An 11,411-nucleotide genomic window follows, 5' to 3' on the forward strand; every position below is an offset into this window, starting at 1 on the left:
CTAATCCATCAAACTATTTAAGTGTTCAAAGAAGGCAGGATAGCTAGTATTGATAGCTTCTGCTCTTTCCAATACAACTTCTCCATCTTTGGCCAACAAGGCGGCAATGGCAGTCATCATACCGATACGGTGGTCACCAAATGTATTGATTTCAGCACCATGTAAAGCAGTTGGTCCGTGAATAATCATACCATCTTCTGTTGGTTCAATAGTTGCTCCCATACTATTTAGAGCATCTGCAACAACCTGAATACGATCCGTTTCTTTGACTTTCAACTCCTCAGCATCACGAATAATCGTTGTTCCATGTGCTTGAGTCGCTAGTAAGGTAATAATTGGCAACTCATCAATCAAACGAGGAATCAATTCGCCTGCAATCTCCGTAGCCTTCAATTCCGACGTTTCAACTGTAATGGTAGCAGATTTTGCAAGTTCATCTATGTTAGAAAGGGTCATTTTTCCGCCCATAGCTTTAATGACATCTAGAATACCAGTCCGAGTTTCATTGATTCCTACATTTTCAAGGACAATTTTTGAACCTGGTACGATTAAGCCAGCAACCAACCAAAAAGCAGCACTTGAAATATCTCCTGGAACTGTAATCTCTTGGGCAATAAACTCCTGACCACCTTGGATGCGGATTTCCTTGCCATTGACTTCTAACTGTCCACCAAACTGGACAATCATATCTTCTGTATGGTTTCGAGTCAACTCTTTTTCTACGATGACCGACTCTCCCTCAGCCTGCAGGGCAGCAAAAATCAGAGCTGATTTTACTTGGGCAGAAGCTACAGGAAGTTGGTAGCGAATTGGTTTTAAATTCTTATTCCCTTTGATGGTCAACGGAGGTAGGTCACGTTCAGTTTGTCCAGAAATCTCTACTCCCATTTGACTGAGTGGAATAGTCACTCGGTCCATGGGACGTTTGGATAAGGAATCATCACCAAACATAGTCGCCTCAAAGTCTTGACCTGCCAAAACGCCTGAAATCAAACGAATCGAGGTTCCAGAATTTCCCATATCCAAATCATTTTTTGGTGCTTGAAGACCATCAAAGCCAACACCGTGTACTTCAACAATATCACCATTGTCTTCAATTTTTACACCCAAATCACGAAAGACCAGCATGGTTGACAAGACATCTTCCCCACGTAAAATATCGTGGACACGAGTAACACCTTTTGCAAGGGAACCAAAAATAATAGAACGATGACTGATTGATTTATCACCTGGGACACGAATTTTTCCTTGTAATTTTTCTATATTTGTTCTTAATTTCATAACTCATACCTCGAAATAGTGTTAGACCTATTCTATCATATTTATTGAATATTTTCAGATTTTTTTTGGAAAATTATATCTAAATAAAAGCGATACTCAAAATCTACAGAAATTAAAGAAAGAATTTTCAGAATTTACTGTAATTTTTACACAAAATCATGAATATTGGTTTTAAATTCTTAAAAATAATGGTATAATTGAGAAATCTATAAATGAAAGAGGAAGACCTATTGTTTACACCAATCAGCGAAAAAATTGATATCAATCAAGTACGAGAACATTCAAAACTTTCTCCAGAAACACTTACTAAAAAACAAGCTCGTGACCGTGAACTTGAGGCTATTTTAAAGGGAGAAGATGACCGTCTTCTCTTGGTTATCGGACCATGTTCATCAGACAATGAAGAGGCCGTTTTGGACTACGCACACCGCTTGGCCAAGCTCCAAGAAGAGGTCAAAGATAAAATTTTCATGGTCATGCGCGTCTATACTGCCAAGCCACGTACCAATGGTGATGGTTATAAAGGACTCATGCACCAACCAGATACAGATGCTGCACCAAGCCTCATCAACGGAATCAAAGCTGTTCGTAACCTCCACTATCGTGTCATTACGGAAACAGGTTTAACTACTGCTGACGAGATGCTCTACCCTGAAAATCTGCCTTTGGTTGATGACTTGGTTTCCTACATCGCTATCGGAGCTCGTTCGGTTGAAAATCAGCAGCACCGTTTTGTAGCGTCAGGCATCGATGTTCCAACAGGCTTGAAAAATCCAACATCTGGCAACCTCAAAGTCATGTTCAACGGTCTTTTTGCTGCTCAGAAGAAACAATCCTTCCTCTTCAACAATACTGAAGTTGAAACATCTGGCAACCCACTTGCTCACGTTATTCTTCGTGGCGCAGTCAATGAAAATGGTAAATACCTACCAAACTATTACTATGACAATCTTCTAGAAACCATTGAGCTCTATGACCAATTTGGTTTGAAAAATCCATTCATCATCATCGATACCAACCATGACAATTCTGGGAAAAATTATTTGGAACAAATCCGTATCGTCCGACAAACCTTAATCAACCGTGACTGGAACGAATCCATTCGTAACTACGTTCGCGGATTCATGATTGAATCCTACATTGAAGACGGTCGCCAAGACAATCCAGATGTCTATGGAAAATCCATCACAGACCCTTGCTTAGGCTGGGAAAAAACACAAGAACTCATCCGAGAAATTTACAACAGATAGGAAGATATTATGGGAATTCACAAACGTAGCACCAGTTTAGACATCGATAAAGTAAAGGAACTTTCCAAGTTAGAAGGAGAATTTCTAGCTGCAAAAAATCAGCGCGATGAAGAACTGAAAAGAATTATCCGAGGCGAAGATGACCGTCTGCTCTTGGTTATAGGCCCTTGCTCATCAGATAATGAAGAGGCCGTTCTAGAATATGCACGTCGTCTCTCTAAGCTTCAAGAGGAAGTCAAAGATAAAATCTTCATGGTCATGCGGGTTTACACAGCTAAGCCACGTACCAATGGGGAAGGCTATAAAGGACTGGTTCATCAGCCAGATACCTCTAAATTACCAGACCTCATTAACGGTATCGCTGCCGTTCGTAATTTGCATTACCGTGTCATTACTGAGACCGGACTCACAACTGCTGATGAAATGCTCTACTCTGCCAACTACCCTCTTGTGGAAGACTTGGTGTCCTACCATGCTATCGGAGCACGTTCGGTTGAAGACCAAGAACATAGATTTGTTGCATCAGGTGTCGATATGCCAACTGGTATGAAAAACCCAACTTCTGGTAATTTGACCGTTATGTTCAATGGTATCTACGCCGCACAAAGCAAACAGAACTTTATTTACCGCGATGCAGAAGTTGATACAGATGGCAACCCTCTAGCTCATGCTATCCTTCGTGGTGCCAATACTGAAAAGGGCGGTTATGAACCAAACTACTACTATGATATTCTCTTGAAAACCATCAAACAGTATGAACAATTTGGTCTTAAAAATCCATTTATCGTAATTGATACCAACCACGACAATTCTGGTAAAAACTACCTGGAACAAATCCGTATCGTCCGTCAAACCCTCATCAACCGTGATTGGAATGAAGCCATTCGCAAATATGTCCGTGGTTTCATGATTGAATCCTACTTAGAAGACGGCCGTCAAGATAGCCCTGAGGTATTCGGCAAATCCATTACCGATCCTTGCTTGGGTTGGGAAAAAACGGAAGACCTTATCCGTGAAATCTACCAGACCTTATAAACTCAACAATTAAAAAAATCAGATGAAAAATGGAGGAAACCTGTGACTATTGATGGATATACTCGCTTAGCTGCCGTTGTTGCAAAGCCAATCAAACACTCTATTTCCCCCTTTATTCATAATCTGGCATTTCAAGATACAGGTGTAAATGGTGTCTATGTCGCTTGGGAAATTCCCGAGGAAGATTTGGCTGTAACGCTTGAAAATATCAAACGATATGATATGTTTGGTATCAACCTGTCCATGCCCTATAAGCAGGCTGTCATCCCTTATCTCGATAGCCTGACTGACTCTGCTCGCTTGATTGGCGCTGTCAATACCGTCATTCATCAGGATGGCTTACTAATCGGTCATAATACCGATGGCATTGGATTTTTCAAGAGTTTGGAAAGACTAAAAGGCTTTCAAGTTAAGAACAAGCGACTGACCATTCTAGGTGGTGGTGGTGCTTCTACTGCTATCATAGCTCAGGCTACATTGGATGGTGCAAAGGAAATTACCATTTTCTGCCGTCAACAAAGCTTGGAAAGAACACAGGCGAGTCTTACACCTATTGCTCAAGCAACTGGAGTTCCCATGAAGGTCCTAACGCTTGATGATAGCCAATTACTACAGGAACATATTACCAACTCCGACTTACTAGTCAACGGAACCAGTGTAGGCATGGATGGGTATTCTCAACCTGTTCCTTCTACCATTCGCTTTCCCGAAAATCTTTTGGTTGCGGATGTGATTTATCAACCATTCGAAACACCTTTAATGAAGCATGCCCAGTCACAAGGCAACCCTACTATTAACGGTTTGGGCATGCTCCTTTTTCAAGCGGCTGAAGCATTCCAAGCCTGGACTGGTAAGGAAATGCCGACTGACTTGATTTGGGACCAATTAGTCCAGAAATACGACATCAAATAGAGAGGAAATCTGATGAAACTGACCGTCAATCTTCCCAACACTCCCTACGACATCCTTATCCAAAGAGGAAGTTTAGCACAGACAGGTGCATGGGTCAAAGAACTTTGGAAACCTCAGAAAATCGCCATTATTACAGATGACCACGTTGGCTCACTCTACCGTGAAACAGTTCAGTCAAGCTTAGAACAAGCTGGTTTTGAAACCATTGCTTTTGAATTTCCAGAAGGTGAAGCCTCAAAAAATCTTGATACCGTCAATCAGGCCTACGAATTTCTCGTAAAAAATGGTATGACACGAAGTGATGGAATCATTGCTCTCGGCGGGGGAGTCGTTGGTGATTTGGCAGGTTTTGTCGCTTCTACCTATATGCGTGGTATCCATTTCCTACAAATTCCAACCAGCCTAACTGCCCAAGTCGATTCTTCTATCGGGGGAAAAACTGGCGTGAACACCCCATTTGCCAAAAATATGGTGGGGACCTTCTGCCAGCCAGACGGCGTTCTCATTGACCCTGATACCCTAAAAACACTCGGCAAACGAGAATTGATTGAAGGAATGGGCGAGGTTGTCAAATATGGCTTAATAGATGATGTGGAGCTCTGGGAAACCCTAGACCAATTAGACGGCTCTATCGAGAGCATTCTGGAACAGGCTGACTATATTATCTACCACTCCTGTGAAGTCAAACGCAAGGTTGTTGTCGAAGATGAATTAGACAACGGTGTCAGACTCTACCTCAACTTCGGTCACACGATTGGACATGCTATTGAAGCGACCGCTGGCTACGGCCAGGTCATGCACGGTGAAGCTGTTGCCATTGGTATGGTACAAATCTCACGCGCAGCTGAGAAAAAAGGACTGATGCCAGCTGGTATGACAGAAAAGATTATCGCCATGTGTGAAAAATTCGGCTTGCCGACTACACACCAGCCTTGGAATGTAGATGAATTATACGCCGCCCTGACACGAGATAAAAAGGCACGAGGCAAGTCAATCAAACTTGTCATCGTACCACAATTAGGACAGGCAGCCATCCATCAAATTCCAATGGAAGAAATGCTAGAATTTCTACAAGTATAGTCATTTAGTTGACTTTTACGTCGAAGTAATAAAAGTCAACTAATACTCAATGAAGATCAAAAACAGACTAGGCGACGCAGATGCAGATAGAACTGAAGTTCATCAAATCAAGTCAACAACGTCTGATTTTGATTTTCGAAGAGTATAAATGACGATATAAGAAAAATGACTACTGATTCAAAAATCATCAGTAGTCTTATTTTTTTATAAAATCATCTCATCGTCAGTTAGCTTTTCACCGCTGTTTTTGTAGAAAAGGTCCATCAAGTTTTGAACAGTCAAGTTCTTCTTCTCTTCTCCTTCTACATTGACAACAATCTGACCACGGTGCAACATGACCAAACGATTACCATATTCAATGGCGTTTTCCATATTATGCGTAATCATCAGAGCTGTCAACTGGTGACTTTCCACGATTTTCTTGGTCAATTCCATAACCATATCGCTGGTTTTTGGATCAAGGGCCGCAGTATGTTCGTCCAGGAGCAGAACTTTTGGTTTAACCAGCGAAGCCATCATCAAGGTCAGAGCCTGACGTTGACCACCTGAAAGAAATTGCGTGTCCACCTTCATACGGTTTTCTAGTCCCAGACCAAGCTCTTTCAAGGATTCCTTAAAAATAGCACGTTCACTATCCTTCACACCCCAACCGAGACCACGTGACAATCCACGACGATAGGCAATAGCCATATTTTCTTCAATGGTCAAGCGGGAAGCTGTTCCCATCTTAGGATCTTGGAAAACACGGCTGATGTCCTTAGAGCGTTTGGCAGCTGAAACATGCTTAATGGATTTACCTTCAAGCAAAATATCGCCCGAATCAACCGTCAAGGCACCTGCAAGTGAGTTCATGAAAGTTGATTTACCAGCACCATTACCACCGATGATAGAGATAAAATCACCTTCTTTTACATCTAAGTTCAACCCACGAAGGACATGGTTCTCATTAACTGTTCCAGCTTCGAAGGTTTTATGAATATTTTGAATTGATAAAATTGTAGACATGACTTCCTCCTAAGCATTTCCATTCAATTTTGGACGACGAATATTCAATTTCTTCTGCAATTCTGGCACATAGAGAACGGTTGCCAGAAGGATAGCTGAGAAGAGTTTAACAAGGTCTGCATCCATACCTGGAATTTCCAAAATCGCTAAGATAATCAAACGGTAAACAACTGCACCGAGAACAACCGATAGGAGTCTCCAACCCAGGCGTAAGTTACGCAAGATAACTTCTGCAATAATGACAGATGCTAGACCGATAACAATGGTACCAGTACCTGAATTGAGATCTGCATAGCCATTATTCTGAGTAAGAAGAGCACCACAAAGGGCAATTAGACCATTCGACAACATATAACCGTAGATTTTCATATTGTCTACATTGATACCATTGGCCTCACTCATTGGAATATTATCCCCTGTTGAACGAATAGCTAGACCAATTTGTGTATTGAGCAAGAGCGTCAATAAGCCTACAACTGCTAGTACAAAGACCAGACCAATCACCAAAACAGCATTGGTTTTCGTTAGACCGAAATCCTGTAATTGGGTCACTAGAGTTTCTTGCTTAAGTAGAGCTACATTGGCTTTGCCTAAGATTTTCAAGTTGATAGAGTAGAGACCTGTCAAGGTTACAATACCGGTCAAAAGAGCTGGAATTTTTAGTTTTGTATGAAGTAAACCAGAAATCAATCCTGCACCCATACCAGCTACCATAGCCATAAAGGTTGCCAGCAAGGGATTCACTCCGTTCACAATCCCTGTCGCACAAACAGCAGCTCCAAGCGGATAAGACCCCTCAGCTGTCATATCAGCAATATCTAAAATACGAAACGTCAAGTAAACACCAATCGCCATAACTGACCAAAGCAAGCCTTGCGAGATACTTGATAAAATAATATCCACGATTTTCTCCTTTTTCTAAATTCGTAGTCAATACTAGGTTCTATCTTACCAATCTTATTCCGATACAGCAAGCTTAGAAGTATCAATACCTAATTTCTGAGCCATTTCTTCATTAACGTGAAGACTGACGGTTTCTGGGTATTCTACTGCTGTTTCTGACACATTGGCTCCTTCGATAATCTTAATAGCCATTTTTGCAGTTTGACGACCTAAAGCTTCATAGTTGGTACCGTAAGTCAAAAGACCTCCTTCATCCACCATGTCCGTTGAACCACCGATTACTGGAACCTTATGCTCCACAGATAATTCACCGATCATGGTCATGGTTGAAGCGACAGTATTGTCAGTCGGAACAAAGACAGCATCTACATCCTTCATCAAGCTAGTTGCCGCATCTTGGACTTCATTTGAAGAGGTGATTCCTTTTACTACTACCTTATAACCTGCTTTTTCTAGCAATTCCTTAGCTTGCTCTACCTGGACTTCTGAGTTCCGTTCGCTAGTAGTGTACAAAATACCAACTGTCTTAGCATCAGGAACAGCTTGTCCTAGCAATTCAACTTGTTTGTCAATTGGAGCTTGATCAGAAGTACCTGTCAAAAGTCCACCTGGTTTTTCAATGGATTCTACCAAGTCAGCCGACAAGGGATCTGTAACCGCAGTAAAGACAATCGGCGTTTCAGTAGACACAGTCGCTAAACTCTGGGCAGACGGCGTAGCGATTGCCAAGACAATATCATTTCCATCTATTAATTGTTCTGAAATGGTTTGAAGATTAGCTTGATCGCCTTGGGCATTTTGATAATCCAAAACCAATTTTTCACCCTCTTTATAACCATTTGCTGCTAATTCCGCCACAAAACCCTCACGGGCAGCTGTCAATGATTCATGCTCCATATATTGGAGAACTCCAACTTTGACCACATCTGAGGAAGCTTGTTCTGATGATGAGGAACAAGCTGCAAGTGTTAGCAAACCCATACTTGCTACTGAAATAGTTGCCAATTTTTTTACTAGCTTATAATACATAAACGTTTCTTCTCCTAAATATTTTACTCTTCTAATGCTTTTATCGTCGCTGCATCAATACCAACAGCTTTAGCCATTTCTTCATTGACGGTAATAGCCGCTGTATTTGGTTTTTCAACTGCTAAGTCAGCTGGCTTTTCACCCTTCAAAATCTTCACAGCCAATTCACCAGCTTGAACACCGATAGCATGGTAGTCGACACCGTAGGTAAATAGAGCTGCGTCAATAACTGCCGCGTCACTTCCCATAGCTGGAACTTTTGCTTCTTTTAAAATATCACCGATTGTTGAAGCTGTAGAGGCAACTGTATTATCAGTTGGAAGATAGATAGCATCGACTTTTCCTGCAAGTGAAGTAATAGCTTGCTGAACATCGTTTGTCGTCGTAACTGTTGTCACTTCTACTTTTACACCTTTTGCTTCGAGTGCTTTTTTAGCCTGCTCAGCTTGAACTTCTGAGTTTACCTCGCTAGAATTGTAGAAAATACCGACAGTCTTCGCAGTTGGTACAACTTTGAGCAACATCTCGATTTGACCTTCCACATCAGTTGCATCAGTCGATCCCGTCATGGTCCCACCTGGTTTTTCCAATGATTCAACCAAACCTGCTTCAACTGGATCTGTGACAGCTGTGAATACACTTGATGTTTCACTATCTGCATTAAGCATGGCTTGGGCTGCCGGTGTTGCGATGGCAAAGTTAAGATCATTTTTTCCTGCCAATTTCTCAACCATTGTTTGTAAGTTTGCTTGATCACCTTGGGCATTTTGCAAATCAATCGTCAGATTTTCACCTTCCTTGTAGCCTGCTTCTTCGAGCGCCTCTACAAAGCCTTCACGAGCTGAGCTCAACGCTTCATGTTCAGCATATTGAATAATACCAACATTGACTGAACTTGAATCTGACGAATTGGAACTGCATGCAGCAAGCGTTACTGCTGACAAAAGTGCTACTGAACTAAGTATAATTTTTTTAAATCCCATGATTATTCTCCTTTTATAAATATAATAGCAAACAAGAAAGAACCGCTTAGACTACACTCTAAACGGTCCTTATATTTCATCTGTGTAGGAAAACAGAATGAATTATCCGTGCCATTTAGATGTATCATCTATGGGCACATGTCAAAATAGCTACAGCCACATAGATACAAACTTTACGTTCCCGTGTTTGCATCCATGTTTACCATGTCTACAAACACTATCTAAAATAGCCGTAGAAATAAGCATGATTAGCTGAATGATTTTGACACATTTGTAACATCTCTGTTTCCCTTTCTCATTTATTTGTAACTATCATAACTGTTTTCAAATTATTTGTCAATAGGAAATTGCGTAAATTTTCAGATTTTTCAAGTTTTTTCGAATTTTTCTAAAAATAGACCCCTATATTATTAGCTGAAACATGGAATTTACTAACGAAATGATAACAGAGCTCAAAACAGCTCCAAAAGATAAAAACTTAGCACCTTATCACAAACGTATTCAAGCAGTTTATCTCAGGGCAATCCAAACTCCCTACAAATCCATTATGGATATGCTTGATGTCTCACATGATACGGTTTGGAGATTGACTAAGAAATATCAAGAACATGTCTTACCTCAGATGCTAGAGGAGGTCGTCGCCACGCTTATATGACAGTTGAAGAAGAACAAGCTTTTTTTGAGCGAGCAGTTAGCTTCTGCTGTCTACGGAGAGTTTGTAACTGTTGAATCCCTCTATAGAGCTTATCAAGATAAACTTGGTCATACGGCGACTAAAGATGGTTTTTACCAACTATTGAAACGTCATGGATGGGTCAAAGAATCAAGAGATTCTTTGAGACGGGAAATAAAGCTTACGCAGTAAGCAACAAAAATTAGCCCCCGTCCAGAACATCCAAAGAAAGCAGACGCCGAAACGATTTTAGCGTCAAAAAATAAAATCTTTGTACAAGGAAAAATCAAGCAAGCGATTTCTTGAACAAAATGCCTATAAGTAAACCCGGCTTATATATCAAGATGAAGCAGGGTTTGGTCGGATTAGTAAACTGGGGGCATGTTGGAGTCCTAAAAACTACCGTCCGAATATCTCAAGCCATCATATCCGAGATTTTCGTTACTGCTATGGTGCGGCAGATGCACACACAGGGGAATCTTTCTTCATAATAGCTAGTGGTTGTAATACCGCTTGGATGAATGAATTTTTACGTCAATTATCAAAAGCTTATCCCGATGACCACATCATTTTAGTCATGGACAATGCCATTTGGTATAAATCTCAGGCACTTGAAATTCCTGATAATATTGCATTTGCGTTCATACCACCATATACCCCTGAGATGAATCCGATTGAACAAGTTTGGGCAGAAATCCGCAAACGCGGATTTAAGAACAGAGCTATTCAAACATTGGAGTCAGTCATTGATAAGCTCCAAGAAATCATTCAAGGGTCAGATAGTGAAACTCTAAAAAGTATTGTACATAGAAAATGGATTTGTTCAGATTTTGAAATCGAATAAGCATCATTTCTGCTTTTCTTCTCAAAGCGGCGAGATTGGGGAATAGTCAATGGGACGATGGGCTGTGACATAAAAAATCCTCCAGTTTGTTTTTTATAACAGTATACTGGAGGAATGAGTGATTGGATAGATACCTTGTTATTGAGCGGTTACACGATACCTTGTTATTAGGCGGTTATACTTTTTTCCAGAAAAATACACCTACTGACAAATGGGTCAGGTAGGTGTATCTAGCAGAATATAATGATGGGTTAGTTGTTTTTCTCGTCCTTCTTATAGGCGACCAAACGATAGCCTAGCAAGAAGAGAATAATGCCTAGCGATAAAACCGCTATGACTACCGCATTTCCGGTATATGGGATTTCAATACCGGGAGGTGTGACGGGTTTGTTCTTTATGCGGATGACATCCGAAAC

Annotated in this window: 9 protein-coding genes and 1 pseudogene; 5 read left to right on the plus strand and 5 right to left on the minus strand. The window is 41.0% G+C overall.

Features of this window, described 5'->3' with window-relative positions:
- Positions 1–1,281, minus strand: a complete 1,281-nt coding sequence (gene aroA / locus P7J58_RS04255; RefSeq protein ID WP_408555827.1) for a 3-phosphoshikimate 1-carboxyvinyltransferase — start codon at positions 1,279–1,281, stop codon at positions 1–3.
- A 212-nt stretch (positions 1,282–1,493) separates the two neighbouring features.
- Between aroA and P7J58_RS04260 the strand changes: the two genes are divergently transcribed.
- Genes P7J58_RS04260 through aroB form a run of 4 tightly spaced genes read left to right on the plus strand, consistent with a single transcriptional unit; the run spans position 1,494 to position 5,558 of the window.
- Positions 1,494–2,531 carry a 3-deoxy-7-phosphoheptulonate synthase gene (locus P7J58_RS04260; protein WP_029176012.1) on the plus strand — a complete coding sequence of 346 codons (1,038 nt, stop codon included), beginning with the start codon at positions 1,494–1,496 and terminating at the stop codon, positions 2,529–2,531.
- A gap of 9 nt (positions 2,532–2,540) precedes the next feature.
- Positions 2,541–3,566 (plus strand): 3-deoxy-7-phosphoheptulonate synthase, encoded by a 1,026-nt coding sequence (locus tag P7J58_RS04265; protein WP_408555828.1) that lies wholly within the window; start codon positions 2,541–2,543, stop codon positions 3,564–3,566.
- 42 nt (positions 3,567–3,608) lie between these two features.
- The gene (locus tag P7J58_RS04270; RefSeq protein ID WP_408555829.1) at positions 3,609–4,478 is read left to right on the plus strand and encodes a shikimate dehydrogenase; all 870 of its coding nucleotides are present in this window, start codon (positions 3,609–3,611) and stop codon (positions 4,476–4,478) included.
- 12 nt (positions 4,479–4,490) lie between these two features.
- Positions 4,491–5,558, plus strand: a complete 1,068-nt coding sequence (gene aroB / locus P7J58_RS04275) for a 3-dehydroquinate synthase (RefSeq protein ID WP_408555830.1) — start codon at positions 4,491–4,493, stop codon at positions 5,556–5,558.
- A 204-nt stretch (positions 5,559–5,762) separates the two neighbouring features.
- On the opposite strand, the gene P7J58_RS04280 is transcribed toward aroB, so the two are convergent.
- The 4 genes from P7J58_RS04280 to P7J58_RS04295 are packed head-to-tail and all read right to left on the minus strand — an operon-like array spanning position 5,763 to position 9,478.
- Positions 5,763–6,563: an ABC transporter ATP-binding protein gene (locus tag P7J58_RS04280; protein ID WP_408555831.1), complete on the minus strand. Its 801-nt coding sequence runs from the start codon at positions 6,561–6,563 to the stop codon at positions 5,763–5,765.
- Between the two features lie 9 nt (positions 6,564–6,572).
- Positions 6,573–7,466 carry an ABC transporter permease gene (locus P7J58_RS04285; protein ID WP_002940642.1) on the minus strand — a complete coding sequence of 298 codons (894 nt, stop codon included), beginning with the start codon at positions 7,464–7,466 and terminating at the stop codon, positions 6,573–6,575.
- A gap of 54 nt (positions 7,467–7,520) precedes the next feature.
- The gene (locus P7J58_RS04290) at positions 7,521–8,495 is read right to left on the minus strand and encodes an ABC transporter substrate binding protein (RefSeq protein WP_408555832.1); all 975 of its coding nucleotides are present in this window, start codon (positions 8,493–8,495) and stop codon (positions 7,521–7,523) included.
- A gap of 23 nt (positions 8,496–8,518) precedes the next feature.
- A complete protein-coding gene (locus tag P7J58_RS04295; protein WP_024376556.1) occupies positions 8,519–9,478 on the minus strand; it encodes an ABC transporter substrate-binding protein in 960 nt (319 codons plus the stop codon).
- 421 nt (positions 9,479–9,899) lie between these two features.
- Here P7J58_RS04295 and P7J58_RS04300 point away from each other — a divergent pair.
- A pseudogene (locus tag P7J58_RS04300) lies at positions 9,900–10,995 on the plus strand (IS630 family transposase).
- Positions 10,996–11,411 lie beyond the last annotated feature (416 nt).

The sequence above is a fragment of the Streptococcus suis genome, from assembly GCF_046032535.1.
Taxonomy (GTDB): domain Bacteria; phylum Bacillota; class Bacilli; order Lactobacillales; family Streptococcaceae; genus Streptococcus; species Streptococcus suis_AK.